Genomic DNA, 20836 nt, shown 5'->3' on the forward strand with positions numbered 1-20836 from the left:
CACCGACCGGGCGCACTGCTTCACTCTGTCCAGGAAGGCAATCTGCGCGTTGATCGGAGGCACCTCGCGGCGCGGACTCTCCTCCTTCGTTCCGGGGCCGGAGGGAATCGCGGAGGGTGCGGCTATTCGCCGTCCGCGTGCTGCGTGGGAGCCGAGGTGGCGGGGCGCGGGGGCGGGAAGGTGGGCACGTAGCACGCGCCCTTGTACATATAGGCTTCGTCGTCACAGTTTTTCATGTCTGTGATTACCAGCTTCCTCCAGCAGCCGCCATTGATGGGAACCTGCCCCCTGGAGGGGCATCGACCGTTGGCATCCGGGCGGCGCTGCCCTGGGATGGGCTTGGGTGGCAGGTCCACGGCAATGGCCGGCCACACGGAGGGCGCTCGCTCGGGCGCCACCGGGGCCGTCAGGGCGGAGTCTCCGACCGCCACGGCGCCCCCATCCTTCGAGTCTTCCTGCTCCACGAGGTGCCTCGCAGCAGGCTCCTCAACGGACAGGGGGCTCAGCAGTCCCCAGGCGCTGAGTGCCAGTGCGCCTCCCAGGCTCGCGGCCGTGAACCAGGACCGCGTCGCCGCGCGAGGAGGTGGCCGTACCCTGACGCGCTGGGGCGCAGGGAAGAGCCCTGCGGGCTGAGGCTCGTCTCCCGTGAAGAGGGACGCATCCGCCTCGGGCCCTGCATTCCGTGCGGCCTGCTCCAGCGCTTCCGCCACGTCGCGCGCACTCCCCCGCGCTTCGGGGTTGGGCGAGAGCATCCGGGAGACCCAGGCGCTCAGTTCCCGCGAGCAGTGGACATTGAATGCTCGCGGGAGCCAGGACCCCAGCTGCTTCGTACGCCAGAGCCAGGCGTCCTCGTCATCCGGGTGCGCCGAAGGAGGGTACTTCCCGGTAATCAGCCGGTAGGCGGTGACGCCCAGGGCGAAGACGTCATCCGCCGGCCCGGGCGCATACGGGACGGCCGGGGGTCTGCGGGAGCGGAGCACGAACCGCCACGCCTCGGGTGCGCGGTAGGCCGAGGTGCCGGGAGGAAAGGGGTGCCAGGTCAGCGTGGCGGCCCCCAGGTGGTGTCCGGAGCCAAAGTCCATGAGGAAGGGCTGGCCGTCCGCGCGCCGGACGCGCACGTTTTCGCCCTTCACGTCACGGTGGACGCCTCCTGCCGCATGGGTGGCTTCCAGGGCCCGTGCCAGCCGCGCGAGGACCTGAAGCACCTGCCGTGAGGAAGGGCGCTGCGCTCGCGCCCAGTCATAGAGCGGTGCGCCCTCGATCAGCTCCATGACCAGCCAGGCGTAGGAGACGCCCTCTCGGGACTGCCACTGGCCGTGGTCCAGCAAGCGGGGGATGGCGGGGTGGCGGAGACGGGAGAGCAGCTCGGCTTCACGCGTGAAGCGCGCATCCCCGGGGTACAGGGCCAGCTTGAGGGCCACGAGCCCCGCCCCCTCCTCCGGCCCCACGGCGCGATAGACGACGCCGTAGGCCCCCCGGCCCTGCGGCTGCACCACCCGCCACGGCCCGATATGCGTCCCGGAGGGCAGGCTTGACGGGTTCAGGTGGTCCAGCTCCATGAAGTGCCTCGTGAGGAGGTACGCGGTCCGCTCCGCGTACCACGAGGCTACTCGCGGGGTAGGCAGGGTCCAATGCCATCTCCCAGGTGAACGGCAACGTGACGCGGAGAGGGACCTCGCCCGGTGGAGGTCCGCTCCCGTCGCGGCGTCGTGAGCAACACCCCGTGGCCCCCCCGCAGGCGCCACGGGCTCTGCCTTCTCGGGTGGAGGCGGCGGGCATGAAACCCGCCGCCCGGTGCTTCCCCGGACGGTGAATCAGAGCGTCTTCATGTACTCGATGAGGGCCCAGCGCTCCGTGTCGGTGAGCGACTGGGTGAAGTCATGCCCTTCGTTGCCCAGCCCGTAGAGGTGCGAGTTGAAAATCATTCGCGAGCGGATCTGCTTCTGGGTGATGGGCGGCGGCGACTGGTAGCCCAGCGAGTTGTAGTTGGCGACCAAGTTGGAGATGTTGGCGAAGAGGACGTCGACCGTCGCCATCTCCTGGCTGCAGGGGATGAACGGGTCATTGGCCGGCACATCGCCGCAGGCCAGGGGCGTCACCTTCCAGCCGAGCTTCGCGAAGTCGTACGACGCAAAGCTCCCGTCGTAGCCGGCGTTGCTCCCCAGCGAGTTGGCCGAGCTCTGCTGGCGCTTCCACACCTTCCGGCGGTCCGACGGCTTCAGCACCTCCCAGAGAGAGGGCACGCTGCCGTTGTGGAAGAAGGGCGCGGACGCCCACGCGCCATAGAGCGGCGGCGCGACGTAGCCGAACGGTTCAATCCACTCGTTCGGCCCCACGGGTGAGAAGACGGGCCCGGTGCCATTGTCGTACTTGCTGCGCGGCACGCGGCGCAGGGCGCTCATCACCGGGTCGTCGTAGAAGGGGCCGTGGTCGGGGGCCTCGTCGTTGTAGCCGAGGAAGGACGTGTTCCACGTTCTGCGCTTGCGCTCGTCCGCCATCAGGTCCACGCGCGCCGGGTCCGTGCGGATGGTTTCAATGGGGGTGATGACGCCGGCGATACCCTTGAGCCGGGGGTCGGGCAGGAACGCCGGGTTGGCGGCGTGGCGTGGCGAGTAGACGCCATGGCAGCTCGCACAGGAGCCATTGCCCGGCGTCTTCGGGATGCTGGCATTGGCGCCGTTCGCCCAGAGGTCGCGCTCGTGGAAGAGGATGGCGCCCTGCTCGGCGAGCGCGGTGTTGACCGTCTTGGGGTAGACGGGGGGCGAGAGCGAGATGAAGAAGTTGTCGTTGTCGTCGAACTCGGCCGTCAGCGCGCGGCGCTGCGCCGGCGAGCGGCCCAGGTTCGCGATTCCGAACGCCATCTCCGAGCGGACGTTGTCCGAGGTGAGCGCGCCGTCCCAGAACTGCCGTGTCTTGAAGGCGCGGTACCACCAGTTGGGCGCACGAGACATGCCTCCCGCGTGGGTGGGGAAATATTCGAGCAGGCTGGGCACGAGGGCCAGCGAGTCCATGTCGAAGATGGCGGGCAGCAGGTCGACGATGCCGATGGCGTCGCTCGAGCCTCGGCCCACGCTCCAGGGCACGGGCGCGAGCAGGAGCGGCGTCTGCCAGGCCACGGAGCGGAAGAAGTCGGACTGGATGAGGCCGGCATCCACCGCGTCATTCGTGCGGCCCCACGCGAAGCCCGCTTCCTGCTCGGTGCCGAGCCGCGAGTCGTGGCAGCCCGAGCAGTTCGACGCAATCTTGCCCGTGTAGCGCCCGTTGTCGTCCTTCTCCTGCACGATGCCCAGCGGGAGCTGGCCGCTGCCTCCATTGGTGAGGTTGGGGTTCTCCCAGGGCATCGGGTAGGGATTGCGGAACGGCGCCTTCGCGAGCCCGTAGCGCTTGATGACCTGCTCATCAAAGTCGGCGGGGCGGAAGACGTACCCCCAGAGCCTGAAGAGGTTGTAATAGCCGAGCGAGTCGCTGAACGGCTGGAAGTAGGCGCGCGTCTCGATGTTCGTGCGGCCCCGGACGACGCTCGCGCGGAACTCGCCGCAGGTCTGCGGATTCGGCGCCAGCGTCGAGACGAACGGCGCCGGCGGGTTGTGGAGGTCCACCCAGTACGCGTTGAACTGCACCGCGGCCCCGGGCTTGTTGACGCCGGGCACCACGAGGGTGCGCGGGTCCACCGGCAACGGCGTGGAGTCCGGCTTCCCCTGACAGGCCGCCGTGAATGGCGAGCGCAGCGCCGTCGTGTCCAGCAGGGGCAACGGGTCCGCGCCCGCTGCCTGGGAGACGCCCATGGCGAGAGTCAGGGCACTCGAAAACGCCCACTTCCGATTCCATCGCAGTCTCATGCGGCCAACCCTCCAGGGTTTATTGGCAATGTGCCAATAAGCGAATTCCTAGGCTTCCGGGCTGCCGCCCACAATACGCAGCGCGTCAACGTGTCCTCGTTGCGGGCCTCGTGTGCGGCGGGACACAGGGCGCCCCGCGCTCGACGGAGGGAGTCGCGCCCCGCGCGCTCGGAGGAGCGTGTGGCCTGGCGCGATTGATTCCTCGCGGCGTCGAGACGCTGCGTTGGCCTTGCGCCCGCGGAGCTGTTCCGGAGGAGGTTTGAGCGGACTGCGCGGCACCACGTGTGGCGCGTGGACGTGTTGAGGGAAGCGGGACGTGCCGCGCGCCTCACTTCGCCGCGTGGGTCAGCTCCAGGGGCAGGCTTTGGGGCCTCGCTTCACCGGGAGGACAAGCCCGACGCACTCCGGGCCCGCCATGCAAAGTGCCTGCCCGTACTAAGGGTGAACCCGCAGCCGCTGAGGGTCGCCCCAGGCATCCGGCCTGTCACGACACCCCCCGGATGACCGACCCTGCGGGTGGACAGTCACGGCGCAGCCGATATTCTTCGGCCCACGTAGCGTTGGAAGCCATGGACGTATTCCACGGTGCCCACGCGCAGGCCGCCCGGGGCGCAACCCCCTTGGTCCCGGCGCTCGCGTGGAAGGAGTGCGGTTGCCCGGACGACCTTGGAGGTCCGGCGTGCGGCGGCTCCGTTGCATCGTGGGGGGCCTGCTCGGGCCCCGGGGGGCAGTATCCCGGGGCCCGAGAGTCCTCGTTGCCAGGGCAACCGCGTTACGGCTGAGCTTCGGCGGCCCGAGCGGGAGCGCCCGCCGCGAAGGACAGCAGGTACGCCGGCTCGTCTCGCGTGTTCTGGTCCAGCAGCTCCTCCGTCAGGGAGTGCAGCGGCCACCGCGCCAGCTCCGTCTTGCGGAACTGCTCGATGGCCTTCTCCAGGGCCTCCAACTGCCCGAGCGCCAGCGCGCGGCCCGCCTCGTCCGCCATGTCCTGCGTGCCGCTCCGGATGAGCTGGAGGCCCGCCATGCGCTCCATCATCGTCGGGTGCTCCATCATCCGTGAGCCGATGTCCCGGGTGATGCGGCCCAGCCGCTGCACGCCCTCGGGGGTGAGCCCGCCCCGCGTGCCCACGTTGCGCGTGCGCAGAATCCACGAGCCCCGGTCCACCACGCCGCGCGACACCGCGGACATGGCCATGGCGCTGGCATCCGGGACGCCAGCGTCCTTCAGCAGCTTCCGGGCCTTCTGGAACTGCTCCGCGAAAGACGTGCCCTCCCGCCACACGGGCAGCGCCGCCACCTTCTCCAGCGCGTCCACCTCCGCCGCGCTCATCGCCGAGCCCTGCTCGGTGTCTCCCAGCAGCACCAGCAGCTGGAGGTTCATGGCGCGCGGGTGCGCCGCCGCCAGCCGCTCCAGCGTCCCGCGGAACACCTTCCGGGCCTCCTCGTGCGAGGACTCGGGCAGCGCGTCGCCGCGCAGCGCGTCCATGATGGCCACGTAGAAGAACGGGTCCTCCACCTTCGGCAGCTGCGCCAGCAGGAAGAGCGCCTTCTCCGCGTCCAGCCGCCGCGCGCCGAGCGCTATCAGCAGCTTCACCTCGTCCGAGGTGGCGCGCGTCCACGCCGCCTGCTCCGCGCCCGCGACGGTGGGGTCCGGCGGCAGGGGCGTGGCGCCCGGCAGCAGCTGGCTCTTCTGGAAGTCCGGCCGGCCCAGCGACACCCAGGCCTCGCGGAAGGCCTGCTGCCAGGAGGTGCCCGGCGTGCGCCGCAGCTCGCGCAGCCGCTGGAGCAGCTTCAGCTCCTTGCCGCGCGGCGCGGCATCCTCCAGGTGCGCCAGCGCGGTGCCGGCCTCGGCGTCATTGCCCGTCTCCAGCGCGAGGCACGCCTGGATGAAGAGGGCGGGCGCGTGCTCCGGGTCCCGCTTCAGCGCCTCGGCCAGCTCCGCGCGCGCCTTCTCCACGTTTCCCGCGGCGGCGGCGCGGGCGGCGCGGTCCGTGGGGAGCAGCACCTCCATGGGGGCCTGCGGCTTCGCGGCCCTCGGGCCCTTCTCGTCGTGCCCGTGGTGGTCATCATGCCCATCCCCCGCCTTCGCGCGCGCGCCGGGACGGCCCCCCGAGAGGACGAAGAACGCGGCCAGCAGCGCCACGACCATGCCCCCGAGGGCGAAGAAGAGGGGCTTGCGGCGCGAGGGGGAGGAGGGCGGAGCGGGCATCGGGTCCGACATCGGGCGGTCATCTCCGGAGGGGTGGGGAGGCGCATTCCAGCCGGCCGGGGCCACGGGAGCAAGCCGGCCCGCGTCGTCCGGACGTTCTCGGCTGCACCTCATGGGCTCCGGAGTGATTGACGCGGAGTGCGCGCTGCGACGGAATCCCACTCGCGGTCAGGGCACAGGAGGCCCACACCCATGGCGCTCGCGTTTCCCGTTCATCCCGTCACGGTGGGCCCCATCGTCGGGGCCACCACGGACACCACCGTGCGCCTCTGGGGGCGGGGCGAGCCCCCCCGGCCGCCCGGGGGGCGCTACTGCTACGGCATCGCTCAAATCCTCACCGCGGGCACCACCACGCCCGAGAAGGCGACCTACTTCAAGCTGCGCGCCGAGGACGACTTCACCGGCAGTGTCGACTTCACCGGCCTCCAGCCCGCGCGCGCCTACGCGTACCGCATGGGCTACTTCTTCTCCGACGTGGAGCAGCACCTGCTGCTGCCGCCCGTGGGGCTGGAGCTGCAGGGGGCCACGGCGGGCGCCTTCCGAAGCGCCAGGCCACCGGGCAGCCCGGAGCTGTCCTTCGTCTTCGGCTCGTGCCGCCACCCGGGCCCGGCCGAGGAGGAGTACGTGGGCCTGAGCAACCGCGGCGACCGCATCTTCGGCACCATCCTGGAGCAGGCGGACAGCACGCCCACGGACCTGCTCCTCATGGTGGGGGACCAGATCTACGCCGACGTGCGGGCCAACGCGCGCACCTTCGAGGAGTACTGCGACACGTACCGCAAGGCCTTCACCCAGCCGCTGCTGCGCAGGCTGATGGCGCGCGTGCCCACGTACATGACGATGGACGACCACGAAATCGTGGACAACTGGTCCATGGACAAGCTCGTGGACCCGGACCTGAGCAACGAGCAGCGGTGGGCGAACCGGGTGCGCTTCCTCGCGGCGATGGAGGCGTACCGCTCCTACCAGGTGGTGCACGGGCCGGCGCTGGAGCGGCGCGACGTGGAGGGCGTCACCAACGCGCTGACGCGCTACTGGTACGACTTCCAGGTGGGCCCCGCGCGCTTCTTCGTCCTCGACACGCGCACGGAGCGCTACCACCGCGCCAGGCCGCCGCAGCTGCTGAGCCCGACGCAGCTGGACGCGCTGAAGCACTGGATGGCGAAGGACCCGGGCGGGCTGAAGTTCGTGGTGTCCTCGGTGCCGTTCTTCCCGGACGTGAAGCTGGCGGGGATTGCGGCGGTGGAGCGCATGGACAAGTGGGCGGGCTTCCTGCACCAGCGCCAGCACCTGCTGGACTACATCCGCGACAACGACGTGCGCCGCGTGGTGTTCCTCTCCGGAGACATCCACGCGTCGCTGTGGAGCGAGCTGCGCTGCAAGTCAGACAAGGACTTCCGCCTCTACTCCATCATCTCCTCGGCCTTCGCCGCGCCGGCCTTCGTCCCGCCGGAGTTCATGTACGAGCAGGCCGGAGTCCTCGACGGGCAGTCGGACTATGTCGTCGCCCGGCACGGCGGCTACGTGCAGCTGAGCAACTTCACCCGGCTCACCTGGAAGGAGCCGGTGCTGCGCGTGGAGGTGTTCGAGCGCAAGGGCGCACGCGTCCAGGACGCGGAGCTGCGACTGGACGCGTGAGCCGGGGGCGGGCGTCAGTCCTTGTAGGTGACGCGCGAGCCGCCGCTGGTGTCCACGTCGCTGCGGCCCGGGCGGGACACCAGCCGGATGGTGCTGCCACCGGAGGCGTCGCCGGAGACGCTGTCGGAGACGTCCGCCTCCACGCGTGAGCCGCCGCTGGCCTCGGCCTCCAGCGTCTTCAGGCCCTTCACGTCGAGGGCGAGCACCTCGGCGCCGCCGCTGGCCTCGGCGTCCAGCTCCCGGGCGCGGCCGGACAGCTTCACGCGCGAGCCACCGCTGGCCTCGGCCTCCACCCTGCGCGCGTCCACGCCGCGGACGGAGACGACAGCGCCGCCGCTGGCCTCGGCGGAGAACTCGTCGGTGTCGGTGGCGTCGGCGTCGATGTGGCCGCCGCCGCTGGCGCTGACGCTGTGCACGTTGGGGTTGGTGACGTAGAGGCGCACCTTGCTGCCCCGGAAGTTGTTGAAGACGCCGTTGCGCTCGACGCGGGTGGTGAGCACGCCGTCCTCCACCTCGAGCTTCACGCGGGCGACCAGGTCCGACGGCCCCTCGAGGCGCACGGACTTGGGACCGACCTTCACCTCGGCCTGGATGCCATGGCTCACGGCCACGCCGTCGAAGTCGGGCACGTCCCGGGCCTCGCCCTTCTGGGCGGAGGCGTCGTCCTTGCCGGACTCCTGGGCGTGGGCACAGGCGGACAGCGCGAGGAAGGAGACGAGGAAGGAGATGCGGGCGGTCTTCATGGGGCACGCTCCAAAAGCAATGGGGGCCCAGGCGGACCCCGTCATGCCCAGGGTACGCACGACGGGCAAAGCCGATTGCATGCGCCTACTGGCGGGACAGCATCTCCAGGGGGATGCGGACGGCGGTGGTCTCCCCGGCCTTGATGTCCACCGGGAGCCGGAGCGCCTTGCCATTGCCATCCACCAGCTTGAGGGTGTGCTTGCCGGACGGCAGCTTCACCTTGAAGAGGGGCGTGTCCCCCAGCTCGCGGCTGCCGAGGAAGACCTTGGCGTAGGGCTCGGTGACCAGGGTGAGGAAGCCGGGCTCGCCCGCCGGGGCGGTCTCCGAGCCAGCTTCCGAGCCTGCCTGGGGGGTCGCCGTGGCGGGGGGCTCCTCGGTGGCTCGCGGCTTCCGGGCGGGGGCCTCCCGGGTGCGCTTGGGGACCTTGGGCTTCCGGGAGGTGGCGGTGTTGTCGAGGGCCCCCACCGAGTCCTCGGGCGGCTCCGGGGGCGCGGCCTCGACGTCGCCGGCCTCGGGCTCCCGAGGGGAGTCCGTGGGGGCGGTGTCCACGGCCGTCATCGGGTCCACCGTGCCGACGGCCCCAGGGCCCGTGCCCGGGGTGTCCGTGCCACCCGTTCCCGCGCGCGCCGCCGCACCGGGGGTGTCCGTGCCGGGCGCCGGGGCCGGCTTCGCGCCCGGGGTGCCGGGCTCGGCCGGAGGATTTCCCCGGGCCGTGGCGGGCGGAGTCTGCGTGCCGTCCTTCGGGCCCATGCCGAGCAGGGGCTTCACCCAGGCGGACACGCGGCCACCGTCCAGCCCGAGAATCACCGTCACCGCGCCAGCGCCGAGCAGCACCAGCACCGCCGCGACGGCGACCCACGCGCGGCTCCGCTGCTCGCGGCGAGGGCTGCGGATGCCCTTCTGGGTGTTCTCGTGCGCATCGTCGTCACCGAGCGCCGCGCCTTCGGAGTCCTCGTCCTGGTGGGGGTCGTAGGCGGGGACGGGCTCGGTGGTGACCTCCGGGAAGGGAGGCGGAGGAAGCGACTGCCGGCGGCGGTTCGTGCCGCGTCGGCGCGGGGTGTGCGCGGGGGTGATGGAGACCGTCTCCTCCCGACGCTCCGGCGGAGGCGCTGCCTGGCGGATGGTGGACGGACCCTCGCGCTCCGCGTGGGGAAGCGCACGGACCATCGCCGTCTGCACCTCGTGCTGGGCAGGAGCGCCCGAGCGGGCTGCCAGCTGCACGTCGCGCTCGGCGAATGCGCCCGAGCGGGCCGCCGGCTGTACGTCGCGCTCCACGGGTGGAGCGGGAGGACGCGCCATCGCCGGCTGCACGTCGCGCTCCACGGGCGGCGCCGGAGGACGTGCCATCGCCGGCTGCACGTCACGCTCCACGGGCGGCGCCGGAGGCCGAGCCATCGCTGTCTGGAGGTCACGCTCCACGGGCGGCGCGGGAGGACGCACCATCGCCGTCTGGAGGTCGCGCTCCACGGGCAGCACGGGCGCGCGGACCATCGCCGTCTGCGCCTCGTCGGCGGCGGGTGGCGGAGGGATGGGCGCTGTGATTCGCAGGTTGTCCAGCGTGCGCCCGGAGCGCGCCGGCGCCTCCGACGGAGCCACCGCGCGCATTCCCTCCAGCGTGGAGCGACCCGCGCGGCGCTCGGCCCGTGGCGGCTCGCCGGAGGAAGAGGTCGGCTCCGGAGGCAGCGCCGGCACTCCCGGCTGCGTGCGGGCGAGTGAGTGCTCCGGCTTGTGCGGCGACGCCATCGCCTCGGCGGGAGGAGGCGGCGGCCGGGTGGTCTCCCCCGACGTGGTCCTCGGAGGCACGCGCTTCTGCGGCGGCGGCGTCAGGACCTTGCGGGCGTTGGCCTCGTCGGCAGCGGAAGGCGGCGGGGCCGCGGGCGTGTTCACCGTGGGCCGCCGGGGCGCGGGTGCACCCTGGGGCGGCGAGGGGGGCTTCCCCAGCACGGGGGCCTTCAGCGAGGGCAGCGACACCGAGGGACGGTTTGGAGGCGGCGCTGCCTGCGCGACGCCGGCGCCGCCCGTGGGCTGCTCGGAGGACTCGGCGCCCATGGCCAGCATCCGCGCCACGCTCATCTCGCCGGTGTTGTCGCCCGCGGCGGCCTGGCCGCTCATGAGCAGCTGCCGCGTCTGCTCGCGCCGGTCGGCGAAGAGGCGGCGCATCAGCTCGCTGCTCTGCTCGGGGTGCCAGATGTGCGGACCCACCGCGCGCTCCAGGGCGCGGGCGAACTCCAGCGTGGTGGCGTAGCGGTCCTCGCGCTTCCTCGAAAGCGCGCGCATGACGATGGCGTCCAGCTCCGGCGGCACCTGCTTGTTGGTGCGCGACGGCGGCGTCACCTCGCAGCGCAGCACCGCGGTCATCATCGCGTCGGCCTGCTTCGCGTAGAACAGCCGCATGCCGGTGAGGCACTCGTGCAGCACCACGCCCAGGCTGAACAAGTCACTGCGCGCATCCAGCGGCTCGCCCAGGATCTGCTCCGGGGACATGTAGCCGCTGGTGCCCTTCACCATGCCCACGGCGGTGCGGCTGGCGCGGGCCAGGCTCTTGGCGATGCCGAAGTCGAGCAGCTTGGTGACGCCCTCGTACGTCACCATGATGTTCTTCTCGGCCACGTCCCGGTGGATGACGGGCGAGGGGTGGCCCAGTGGGTCCGTGAAGGTGTGCGCGTAGTGGAGCGCCACGGCGGTGTCGCGCACCGCCATCAGGCTGTACCCCATGGGAATGGGGATGTTGGCCAGCCGGCACGCGCGCGCCACCTCCACCAGGGTGGCGCCGGGCACGAACTCCATGGACAGGAACAGCTCGCCGTCGGCGATGTCCAGGTCGTACACCTGGGCGATGTGCGGGTGGTTGAACGCGGCCGTCACCTTGGCCTCGTCCAGGAACATCCGCACGAACTCCTCCTCGCCGCGGATGTCCGGGAGGATCTGCTTCAGCACCACGAGCTTGCGGAAACCCGCCAGCCCCCGCTGCGACGCGAGGAAAATCTCCGCCATCCCGCCTGTCGACAGGCGGGAGAGCACCTCGTATTTGCCCAGCGAGCGCGCATCCGGCGCGAGCGGCAGCCTGTTCCCACTCATCGGAATCCGCCGAATCTACACTCTCAGCCGGACGGACGCGAAAGCCCGGACCCCTCGGTCTGATACAAGACTCCACGACTTCCGGGGATGGGCCGAATTGAAGCCCCATTCAGGTAGGGAATCGTGGGCGGAACCGCCCGGGTGCGTAGGGGGTTTCCCGGGGCTCAGGGAGAGGTGGCGGGGAGGGCGGCCCTCAGTCGCTCGGTGGGGATGACCTGCTTGGCCTGGTGGGCGCTGGACCAGAAGAGGCGGGCGTTGGCGACGCCGGTGTGCTCGTAGAACTCCATCCGGAGGGCGTGGGCCCGGCCGGCCTGGAGCACCACCGTCGCGCTGTTCTCGGTCGTGTCGTGGTGGGTCCAGTTGTCGATGAGGAGTCGCCCGTCCACCCAGAGGCGGACGCCGTCATTGCTCTGGGTATAGAGGGTGTAGGTCTCCGAGTACTGGGGCACCAGGCTGCCCGTCCACCGGACGGAGAAGGTGTCCACCCCCATGGAGGCGGCCGGCGCGCCGGAGCTCCACCGGAAGTCCACCGTGGGGTCCACGCGCTCCAGCTTCGTGCCGGTGAAGTCCGGCCCGTCGAAGTACTCGGCGCGCAGGCCCGGCGTGGTGGTGGTCGGGGTGAAGACGGCGGTGTACCGCGTGTCCACGGCCGGAGTGGCCACGTCGTGTTGCGCGGGGGCGCCGTGGGCCCAGCTGGAGAAGCCATACGTCACCCCGTCCTTCACCTGCGGCGACACGACGCCCAGCGAGCGGAGCACGCCCACCACGCTCAACACCGTTCCGGGAGTCGGGACGGGCTGCCCGTCGAGTGTCACCTTGAGGCCGGGCGGCTGCGTGTCCAGGGTGAGCGCCACCTTGCGCGGGGACACGTCGCGGAACACCGCGTGCGTGGCGCCGCTGGAGTCCTTCACCGTGAGGTGGATGCGGTACCACACGTCGGAGGCCGTCTCGCCCGTGTTCGGCACGGTGAAGCTGCCGCTCCTCATTCCGGAGGTGGGTGGCATGAAGGGGTGCAGGTGCTCGGCGTGGTGGAAGTCCACGCGCCAGGTGAAGGCGCTCGCGGGGAGCACGCCGTCCTCCGCGTCCGTGGCCGAGGCCGAGAAGGCGATGACGTCCGTGGCGCGGTACCGCGTGCCCGTCAGGGGCGTGAGCAGCGTGGCCACCGGCGCGGTGCCGGTGAGCACGGTGAGCTGGGCCTCGCCGCTGAGCACGGCGCCGGAGGCATTGGACACGCGCACGCGGTAGCGAGAGCCCGAGTCGGACAGGGCCACGGCGGCCAGCGCGAGGCTCGAGCCCGTCTGGCCCGGCAGGTCCACGCCGTTGCGTTGCCACTGGTAGCCCAGGGGCGCGGCGCCGCTCGCGACGACGGTGAAGGTGACGGCGCCGCCGTTGAGGACGCTCTGGCTGGTGGGCTGCTGCAGCACCACGGGAGCGCCGCCGGTGGCCGTGTAGCGGATGCGGCGCACGGAGTCCCCGTTGCGGTCCAGGTAGTAGAGGCTTCCGTCCAGGCCCACGTCGAGGTCCACGGGGGCGCCCAGGCCGTTGGCGAACAGCGTGGTGGCGCCGGTGGCCGGGTCGAGGACGCGAATCCACCCGCTGCAGTAGTCGGCGAAGAAGTAGCGCCCCACGTAGGTGGAGGGGAACTGCGGGACGGGCGGGTTGTAGAGCGTGCCCCCGGTAATGGCGCAGCCGAGCGAGCTGCTGTCTCCGTGGCCATAGGCATGCAGCGGGGCGCGGAAGCGCGAGTCGGTGGTGGGGCCCTCGGTGTCGGGCCAGCCGTAGTTGGCGCCGGCGACGCCCACGTTGATTTCCTCCCACCGGGACTGGCCCACGTCGTTGATGAGCATTCGGCCGGTGCCCGGCTGCACGGCGAAGCTGAAGGGGTTGCGCAGGCCCATGGCCCAGATGGCGCGGTAGACGCCGGTGGTGCTGGCGACGAAGGGGTTGTCGGCGGGGATGGAGCCGTCGCGGTTGATGCGCAGCAGCTTCCCCTTGAGCGTGGTGAGCTCGCGCGCGTTGGCGGAGCGCGCGTTGTCGCCCACGGCCACGTAGAGCTTCCCGTCCCCGCCAAAGTGGAGGGCGCCGCCATTGTGGGTGTTGGCGCTGGTGAGCGGGTCAATCTCCAGGAGGATGACCTCGCTGCCGGCGACGGCGCGGTTGCCGCTGGCGGTGAAGCGGCTGACGCGGTTGCGGAGCACGGGCGAGGGAGAGGTGTAATAGACATACACGTACGGCTGCTGGGGGAAGCCCGGGTCGAGCGTCACGCCGAGCAGGCCGCGCTCACCGCTGTCATCGGTGTTCACCGTGACGAAGGGCTCGGTCAGGAGGGCGCCGTTCTGGATGACGCGCAGGGCGCCGTCCTGCTCGCAGACGAAGATGCGGCCGTCGGGTGCGAGCACCATGGCGGTGGGGCTGGAGAGGTCGTCGGCCACTTCGGTATCGGTGAAGAGGGGCGGCAGGGCGGCGGCGCGGTGCTGGCCGAGCTCGGGCGCGGTGGGCTCCAGCTCCGTGGATGGCAGGGGCTCCGCGCAGCCCGCGAGGCACAGCACGCAGGCAAGGGGCAGGAGGGACAAGTGGCTGCGCATGGCGTCACGCTCCGGTGAGGGGCTGCCGGCGCTTTCAGGGCGTCGTCAGCCGCGAAGGTGGCGCAACGGGACGCGCGCGGAAGGGGCGGCGGCACCGCGGGTGTCGGGAAGCGGAGGCTGACCCGGGGCAAGTGGGAGGGAGGTACCAGGAGCCCCGGACCCCGAGGAGGGGTCGTGTCACCGGGTGCACGCCACGGCCGTCCCGGGGGCTACATGTCCGGCTTGCACACCCAGGGGCGGGCGGGCTTCTTTCCCTGCTGGCAGCGGTAGCCCTCGGCGCAGGAGTTGGGGGTGTTCGGCTCGCAGCTGGGGAGGCAGCGCCATCTGTCACAGGTGAGGCCTTCGGGGCAGGCGGGCTTGCCCGGGCCGCACTCCTCGACGCACTCCATCCAGGCCTTGCCGGGCTGGCGTATCGACGTCGTGTCCCGGCACTTACGGTTGTCGGGACAAGGGGTCTGTTGGCAGTTGGGCCCGTGGACCACCGCGCACTGCGAGGCGCCGTCCTCGTGGCGGACGCACTGCTGACCTTCGGGGCACCCGCGTGCCTCGCACGTTGGCAGACAGATGGGTTCGGGTGGCACGTTCCCGCAGAAGAAGCCGTCCGGGCAGCTCGTCGGTTCATTCATGCGGCAGGGGCGCCCGCACCATCCCTTCCTGGAGTCCCCACACAGCAGCCCCGACTCACAAGCCTGCTCCCGGTCTACCGGAAGCGGGAGGCACTCTTCACCCTCCTTGCGCGACCCGAGCGGAACGCAGAAGCGGACGAGCGGTCCATCTCCCGAGGTGTCCAGCTCACGGCAGACCAGCCCATCCGGACACTGGGCATCCGTCATGCATTGGCTGTCGGTGCAGTAGTGGGTGTAGACGCGAGGGTCTATCAAGCAGCCCATGGGGGGCTCGCAGTCCGAGTGCCGCTGACACTGCCGGTGGTACGTCACCCGCTGCATGCGCTCCTCGAAGGAGAGCACCGGGCTGACCCGTGCGGCTTCTGAAGGAGCAGTCTGAGGTTCCGGCCGCAGGCTGACCAGTACGAGCAGCAGCGGCACCGGCAGAAGCGCGCCCGTGATGGCCCCCAGGACAAGCCGCCAGTTCATGAGCCGCACTCCTTGATGCACTCCTCGATGTCCTCAGGGTCCTCGATGCCCTCGCAGAGGGCCCGGTACTCCTCATTTGGACAGTCGTACTCCTCGAGCAGCTGCTTCACGTCCTTGTGCGCAGCCCTGTCGAGCACGCCCCCTGGCATATGGTTCCGAGGGCAGCCCGTCAGGACCGCCAGCAGCGACACGTCCACCCACACGGTTCGCCAACGCATCCGCGGTCCCCCGGCGAGAAGCAGGCCGCTCAATGGTAGCAGGCCCCGGGGACCGACACTTTCCGCGCACTCCCGCCCTCCGTCCTGCCGTGGACACGCTCCACCGGGCACGAAGTGGGCTAAGACGCGCCCCAAGGCTCACTCAATGGACATCTCCGCTTCCCCTCGCACCGTCACCGGTCGTATCGACGTTCACCCTCGCGGCTTCGGCTTCCTCACCGTGCAGTCACCCGGCTCGCACGAGGTGCTGTCCGCGTTCATCCCTCCCCCGGACCTCAACCCCTACTTCGCCGGGGACATCGTCACCGCCACGGTGACGGCGGCGGCGGACGGACGCTGGACGGCGAGCGGCCTGTCGCTCGTGGAGCGCCCGCGCACCCAGGTCTACGGCGAGGTGGTGCTGCGCAAGGGCACCCCCTTCCTGCGCGTGGACCGCGAGGTGGCCAACTCGGACTGGGCGCTCGACACCCGTGGCGCGCAGTTGGCGTTCGGCGACGCCGTGGTGGCCCGCATCGCCGAGGGCAAGCTGGTGCTGGCCTACCGCGTGGAGCCCGGTGAGGACCGCTCGCTGGAGCGCGTCATCGCCCGCCACGACCTGCGCAAAATCTTCCCCGTCGAGGCGCTGGACGAGGCCCGCCGCGCCCGCACGGTGCCGCATGCGCTCGGCGCGCGGCGTGACTTGCGCTCCATCCCCACGGTGACGGTGGACGCGCCATCGACGCGGGACATCGATGACGCCATCTCCGTGCTGCCGGCCGGGCCGGACGGCGCGCTGCGGCTGCTGGTGTCCATCGCCGACGTGAGCGAGTACGTGACGGAAGGCTCGCCGTTGGACTTGGAGGCGCGCGAGCGGGCCACCAGCGTGTACCTCGCCGGGCGCGTGCTGCCGATGCTGCCGGAGCAGCTGTCCTCGCACTGGCTCAGCCTGGTTCCGGGCGAGGAGCGGCTGTGCCTCACGGTGGAGCTGCGCATCGACCCGCAGGGGCGGGTGACGGCGGCGGACGTGTACGAGAGCATCATCCGCTCGTGGGCGCGGCTGAACTACGACGAGACGGCCGCCTTCCTCGACAGGGGCGAGGTGTCCGCGCCCATGGAGCCGGTGAAGGACGTGATGCCGTGGTTCCGGCTCGCGGCGGCACGGCTGGCGGTGGCGCGGGCCGCGCGCGGCGGCGTGGAGTTCGCGCGGGAGGAATCGCGCTTCACCTTCGACGAGACGACAGGTGAGCTGTCCGGCCTGGTGAGTGAGCGGCTCACGTCGGCGCACGGGATGATTGAGCGCTTCATGGTGGCGGCGAACGAGGCCATCGCCCTGTGGCTGCAGGCGCGCGGCGCGCCGGGCGTGTTCCGCGTGCACGAGCAGCCGGACCCGCTGCGGGTGGCGGACCTGAACGCCTTCGCCGAGCACTCGGGCTTCGCGGCGGGCTTCGGTCGCGAGCTGACGCCCCTGGCGCTGGCCGCGTTCGACCGGCAGATTGCCGGCGCCGCGGCGGAGGCGGCGTTGCGCTCGGTGCTGCACCGCTCGCTGGGCCCGTCGCGCTACACGGTGAAGCCGCTGCCGCACTTCGGGCTGGCCGCGCCGCTGTACCTGCACTTCACGTCACCGATTCGCCGATACGCGGACCTCGCGGTGCACCGGACGCTGAAGGCGTACCTGCGGGGCCGGCGGGACTTCATCGACGAGGACCCCGCGGTGGAGACGCTCGCGGTGCACATCAACGCGAAGGCCCGCGCGTCGGCCCGGGCGGAGACGGACCGGCACCGCGAGCTGGAGGCCCGGTGGATGGCGGCGCGCGTGGGGCAGCAGTTCTCCGCGCGCGTGACGCGGGTGAAGCCCTTCGGCCTGGTGGCGCAGCTGGATGGGATGCTGGTGGAGGGCGTGGTGCCCTCGGAAGGACTGCCCGGTGGCCCCTTCCGTCCCGACGCCCGCGAGCTGTCCCTGGTGGGCAAGGAGCGGACCTTCACCATCGGCATGCCGGTGACGGTGAAGGTGGCGTCCACGGACGAGCAGCTCGGACGCGTCGAGCTGGCGCTGGTGCAGTAGTAGTCGCGACTCAGCCCGCGAAGGGAAGGCCCTCGGTCTTCTCCTGCAGGTCCTTCGCGGTGGCCCAGCCGAGCAGCCCGGTGGAGGACTTCACGAGGTAGAGGTAGTCCCCGCCCTTCTTGCTCGCGGGCGCCGCCGCGAGCACCTGAATCCGGGAGCCCTGCGCCAGCATGGCGACGGCGGCCTTGTCTGTGCGGCTCCGCGCGAGCGGGAAGGACTGCTTCACGGTGGCCTCGACGCCGACGGCGTACAGCTCTTGGGGCACCTCGGAGACCTTGCCCGCCTTCGCGTCGAGGGCGAACTTGTCGCGCCGGTTCCAGAAGCCCTGCCACGAGTCGGACAGGATGATGCCGTTGCCCTTCGCCTCGGTGAGGGCGGGCACGCTGCCCAGGGCCTTCAGCGCCTTGCCGTCGAAGGCGTAGAGGCGCGCCTGCTTGTCGTAGTCCGTCTCCCCGGTGTGCACGGCGAGCTCCTTGCGCTTGTCGCCGCTGTCGAGGTCGACCACCGTGACTCCGATGGGCTCGTTGCCACTCGTGTCGCCGCGGACGGTGGCACCGCCGGCCTTGAGCACGAACTGGTCCTTCTTCTCGTCCCACTCCAGGGAGATGGCCTCCGGCTTGCCGTCACCATTCAGGTCCGCCGAGGCGGACTTCGCCGGCTCCTGCGCGTCCTGCGCGCGAGCGAGCGGCGCGGTGAGCAGGGTGAGCGTCATCGCGGTCAGGACGGGGGCCTTTGTCGTCATGGAGAGTCCTCGGGTTGCGCCGGACTCGCGAGCGGAAGGGCACGCGGCGGCCCGGGCGGTGTGTGCTCATCGCACCTGAGCCACGCGGTGCGCAACCTCAGGCGCGTCTCATCCCTCGCGTCGGCCGAAGCGCCCCCGGAAGTGCTTGTCGAGGAACGCCTCGGCGCGCTCGCGGGCGGCCTGGGTCTTGGGGGGCAGGGGCCCACCGTGCTCCGGCTGATCCGCGCGGCGGGCGCGCTGCATCACCGAGCGGGGCTCCTCGGCGGAGACAGGTGGCAGCTCCGCTCCCACGGCGGCCACCAGCGCCTGGGCCTCGTCCACCACGGAGAGCGCCTCGTCGAGGGAGACCTCCTTCTCCGCGAGCGCCCCGTAGAGCTGGCAGTGGTAGCGACGGCAGCTCGCCGGGCGGTCTGAGTAGACGGTGCAGGTGCGCCCATCCAGGGCCACGCAGTGCTGCGCGAGGGCCGGCGAGCCATCCGCGCGCGAGGTCAGCGGGAGCCCGCGCTGCTGGAGCGACGTGACTTCGGCTGGCTGGAGCGAGACATGGGTGAAGAGGGTGCCGTCACAGCACATGCCGCAGCGCAGACAGAGGGTGGAGAGGGGCAAGCAGGGCCTCGGTTGCCGGTGCGCCACGAGACGACGCCGTGCGCGGAGAAGCGAAGGAGGAAACTCCCTACCAACGCCTGTGAGAAGAGGTCCCATCAATTCGACCGGGCATGAAGGGGCCCGACTGCCCGGCCCCGCTCGGGGAGTCTCTCAATAGCGGGCCAGCCTTGCCCCGTATCCGAGCGCGGCGGCTCGCCCCCCGTCGGCCCCGTCTCCTGGAAGGAACGCTCGTTCCACTGTCGGCTCGCCGCCGTGACGCCGTCAGGTGCTTGCTCGCGCGCGCTGTACCAGAATGCGCCCCCATGCGCGTCGTCTCCCATGTCCTGCTGCTCGCCCTGCTGCCGCTGCTCGCCTGTGAGAAGTCTCCGGGCGGCATCCACGTGGTGGTGGGCGGCCCACTGACGCCCGGCGTGGACTTCGACCGGCTCTCCGTCGTGGCCTCCCTCCCGGATGGCGCGCCCCTCGCCCTGGCCACCCTGGAGGGCAATGCGCTCAGGCTCCCCGCCACCTTCAACTTCGAGTCCGGCCCCGCCACCCCTGAAGGCACTCGCGTGTCCGTGCGCGCCACCGCCGAGCGCGCCGGCATCGTGCGCTCCACCGCCGTGGGCGAGGCCACGCTCACCATCGGCACCGGCACCACGCTGCAGCTCACCCTGCCCCCCATCCCCGCCCCACCGGACGCGGGCGCTCCCGTGGAAGCGTGCGACAACGGCGTGGACGACGACGGCGACGACCTGCGTGACTGCGCGGATCCGGACTGTGACGGCGTGAGCTGCCAGCCCGGAGGGCTCACCTGCACCAGCGGCGCCTGCGGCTGCTCCGGTGGCACCACGGGCGCAATCACGGAGCTGCCCGGCGTCACGCACCGCACGGCGCCCCAGGTGCTCTTCCCCTCGGTGGGCCCCTTCGCGGGCTCCCTGCTCGTCATCGGAGGCCGCGACGGCACGGGCCGTCCCGTCGGCACGGTGGACGTCATCTCCCCCAGCGCGGGCCTCACCGCACGGGGCGCGCTGCTGGTGCCGCGCGCGGAGGCCGCGGCGCTGGCGCTGACGGACGGAGGCGTGGTGGTGCTCGGCGGCGTGCGCGAGGACGGCCAGCCCGAGGGGAGCTTCGAGCGGCTGGAGCCCGACGGCGGCACCACCCGCGTGTACTTCTCCCCGGTGCTCACCGCGAGCGGCGTGCTGGCCGGAAGGCTCGGCCCGGATGCGGTGCTCGCCGGAGGCCAGCTCGCCCAGCGGCCTTTTCCTCCCACCAGCGACGCGGTGGTGCGCGTGAAGCTGGAGAGCCCCGGCGCGGGCGACCAGACGGTGCTTGGCCGCCTCTCGCTGTCCTGTCCCGCGGGAGGCGCGGCGCTCGGAGACGCCTTCGTGCTCGCGGGCGGCTGCGCGGGCCAGGGTGCCTCCGCGCGCACGGATGTGGTGGAGCCCTCGGGGCTGCTCGGCGTGGGGCCCTCGCTCCCCGTGGCGCTGGAGTCCCCCGCCGTCGTCGACCTGTCCTCCAGCCGCGCGCTGGTGGTCGGCGGCCGCGAGGCGCTGCCGGGCGGAGGACTCGTCCCGTCCTCGCGCGCCTTCCTCCTGGAGCGCGCCGGCAGCGTGGTGCGGGTGCGCGAGCTCGCGCCCATGGACGTGCCCCGCGCCTCGCCGCGCGCGGTGCGGGCCGGCAATGGCTGGCTCTACATCGAGGACCGCGCCGGCGCCGCGCCCGCGTGGTTCGACCCCGCCGCCGAGCGCTTCACGCCCGCCACGCCTCCGCCCGAGCCCCGTACGGGACACTCCCTCGTGGGCGGATCCGACGCGCGCGTATACGCGGTGGGTGGTGCGGGACCCGATGGGGGATTGTCCGACACCGTGCTGATGGGGCAGGTGAGATGTCCATGAGCCCAAACAGTGGTATCGAGAGCGCCGGCTGAGAGACACTCGAAGCGTCGTCCGACAACGGCTGTCCTGGAGAGCAAGTTCTCCCCGACTCATGCGTGGCCACGGTGTGAGCAATCGCGCGCACACGGGGTCTCGTACTTTCAGTGGGACTGACTCTTTTCACATAAA

General features: G+C 71.5%; 13 protein-coding genes. 3 read left to right on the forward strand and 10 right to left on the reverse strand.

Going from position 1 to position 20836, the window contains the following annotated elements; translation table 11 throughout:
- Positions 1–122 precede the first annotated feature (122 nt).
- The 3 genes from G4D85_RS10390 to G4D85_RS10400 all read right to left on the reverse strand — a co-directional run bounded on the left by G4D85_RS10390 (position 123) and on the right by G4D85_RS10400 (position 6057).
- Complete coding sequence (locus G4D85_RS10390; protein ID WP_164010685.1) at positions 123–1559, reverse strand: serine/threonine protein kinase; 1437 nt, start codon at positions 1557–1559, stop codon at positions 123–125.
- Between the two features lie 255 nt (positions 1560–1814).
- The gene (gene roxA, locus G4D85_RS10395; protein WP_164010687.1) at positions 1815–3839 is read right to left on the reverse strand and encodes a rubber dioxygenase RoxA; all 2025 of its coding nucleotides are present in this window, start codon (positions 3837–3839) and stop codon (positions 1815–1817) included.
- A gap of 772 nt (positions 3840–4611) precedes the next feature.
- Positions 4612–6057, reverse strand: coding sequence for a ferredoxin reductase domain-containing protein (locus G4D85_RS10400; RefSeq protein ID WP_164010689.1), 1446 nt, complete (start codon positions 6055–6057; stop codon positions 4612–4614).
- Positions 6058–6237: 180 nt separating this feature from the next.
- On the opposite strand from G4D85_RS10400, the gene G4D85_RS10405 reads away from it, so the two are divergent.
- Positions 6238–7683 carry an alkaline phosphatase D family protein gene (locus G4D85_RS10405; RefSeq protein WP_164010691.1) on the forward strand — a complete coding sequence of 482 codons (1446 nt, stop codon included), beginning with the start codon at positions 6238–6240 and terminating at the stop codon, positions 7681–7683.
- Positions 7684–7697: 14 nt separating this feature from the next.
- On the opposite strand, the gene G4D85_RS10410 is transcribed toward G4D85_RS10405, so the two are convergent.
- The 5 genes from G4D85_RS10410 to G4D85_RS10430 form a co-directional block, all read right to left on the reverse strand.
- Positions 7698–8426, reverse strand: coding sequence for a head GIN domain-containing protein (locus tag G4D85_RS10410; protein ID WP_164010693.1), 729 nt, complete (start codon positions 8424–8426; stop codon positions 7698–7700).
- Positions 8427–8511: 85 nt separating this feature from the next.
- Positions 8512–11505 carry a serine/threonine-protein kinase gene (locus G4D85_RS10415; RefSeq protein ID WP_164010696.1) on the reverse strand — a complete coding sequence of 998 codons (2994 nt, stop codon included), beginning with the start codon at positions 11503–11505 and terminating at the stop codon, positions 8512–8514.
- Between the two features lie 164 nt (positions 11506–11669).
- A complete protein-coding gene (locus tag G4D85_RS10420) occupies positions 11670–14090 on the reverse strand; it encodes a PQQ-dependent sugar dehydrogenase (protein WP_164010698.1) in 2421 nt (806 codons plus the stop codon).
- Positions 14091–14299: 209 nt separating this feature from the next.
- The gene (locus G4D85_RS10425) at positions 14300–15184 is read right to left on the reverse strand and encodes a hypothetical protein (RefSeq protein WP_164010700.1); all 885 of its coding nucleotides are present in this window, start codon (positions 15182–15184) and stop codon (positions 14300–14302) included.
- Complete coding sequence (locus G4D85_RS10430; RefSeq protein ID WP_164010702.1) at positions 15181–15402, reverse strand: hypothetical protein; 222 nt, start codon at positions 15400–15402, stop codon at positions 15181–15183. Before G4D85_RS10430 ends, G4D85_RS10425 begins: the two co-directional genes overlap by 4 nt.
- Before the next feature lie 145 nt (positions 15403–15547).
- Here G4D85_RS10430 and G4D85_RS10435 point away from each other — a divergent pair, with 145 nt between their 5' ends.
- Positions 15548–17443 (forward strand): ribonuclease R family protein, encoded by a 1896-nt coding sequence (locus G4D85_RS10435; RefSeq protein WP_164010704.1) that lies wholly within the window; start codon positions 15548–15550, stop codon positions 17441–17443.
- 10 nt (positions 17444–17453) lie between these two features.
- On the opposite strand, the gene G4D85_RS10440 is transcribed toward G4D85_RS10435, so the two are convergent.
- Complete coding sequence (locus G4D85_RS10440) at positions 17454–18185, reverse strand: hypothetical protein (protein ID WP_164010706.1); 732 nt, start codon at positions 18183–18185, stop codon at positions 17454–17456.
- 108 nt (positions 18186–18293) lie between these two features.
- On the reverse strand, positions 18294–18791 hold the full coding sequence (locus tag G4D85_RS10445; protein ID WP_164010708.1) for a YkgJ family cysteine cluster protein: 498 nt from the start codon (positions 18789–18791) through the stop codon (positions 18294–18296).
- A 302-nt stretch (positions 18792–19093) separates the two neighbouring features.
- On the opposite strand from G4D85_RS10445, the gene G4D85_RS10450 reads away from it, so the two are divergent.
- A complete protein-coding gene (locus tag G4D85_RS10450; RefSeq protein ID WP_164010710.1) occupies positions 19094–20668 on the forward strand; it encodes a Kelch repeat-containing protein in 1575 nt (524 codons plus the stop codon).
- The last annotated feature ends 168 nt before the right edge of the window (positions 20669–20836 follow it).

The organism is Pyxidicoccus trucidator (assembly GCF_010894435.1).
GTDB lineage: Bacteria > Myxococcota > Myxococcia > Myxococcales > Myxococcaceae > Myxococcus > Myxococcus trucidator.

Coding starts and splice junctions, on each gene's coding strand:
- G4D85_RS10390 (WP_164010685.1), bottom strand. CDS start 1,559: ATGGAGCTGGACCACCTGAACCCGTCAAGCCTGCCCTCCGGGACGCAT.
- roxA (WP_164010687.1), bottom strand. CDS start 3,839: ATGAGACTGCGATGGAATCGGAAGTGGGCGTTTTCGAGTGCCCTGACT.
- G4D85_RS10400 (WP_164010689.1), bottom strand. CDS start 6,057: ATGTCGGACCCGATGCCCGCTCCGCCCTCCTCCCCCTCGCGCCGCAAG.
- G4D85_RS10405 (WP_164010691.1), top strand. CDS start 6,238: ATGGCGCTCGCGTTTCCCGTTCATCCCGTCACGGTGGGCCCCATCGTC.
- G4D85_RS10410 (WP_164010693.1), bottom strand. CDS start 8,426: ATGAAGACCGCCCGCATCTCCTTCCTCGTCTCCTTCCTCGCGCTGTCC.
- G4D85_RS10415 (WP_164010696.1), bottom strand. CDS start 11,505: ATGAGTGGGAACAGGCTGCCGCTCGCGCCGGATGCGCGCTCGCTGGGC.
- G4D85_RS10420 (WP_164010698.1), bottom strand. CDS start 14,090: ATGCGCAGCCACTTGTCCCTCCTGCCCCTTGCCTGCGTGCTGTGCCTC.
- G4D85_RS10425 (WP_164010700.1), bottom strand. CDS start 15,184: ATGAACTGGCGGCTTGTCCTGGGGGCCATCACGGGCGCGCTTCTGCCG.
- G4D85_RS10430 (WP_164010702.1), bottom strand. CDS start 15,402: ATGCGTTGGCGAACCGTGTGGGTGGACGTGTCGCTGCTGGCGGTCCTG.
- G4D85_RS10435 (WP_164010704.1), top strand. CDS start 15,548: ATGGACATCTCCGCTTCCCCTCGCACCGTCACCGGTCGTATCGACGTT.
- G4D85_RS10440 (WP_164010706.1), bottom strand. CDS start 18,185: ATGACGACAAAGGCCCCCGTCCTGACCGCGATGACGCTCACCCTGCTC.
- G4D85_RS10450 (WP_164010710.1), top strand. CDS start 19,094: ATGCGCGTCGTCTCCCATGTCCTGCTGCTCGCCCTGCTGCCGCTGCTC.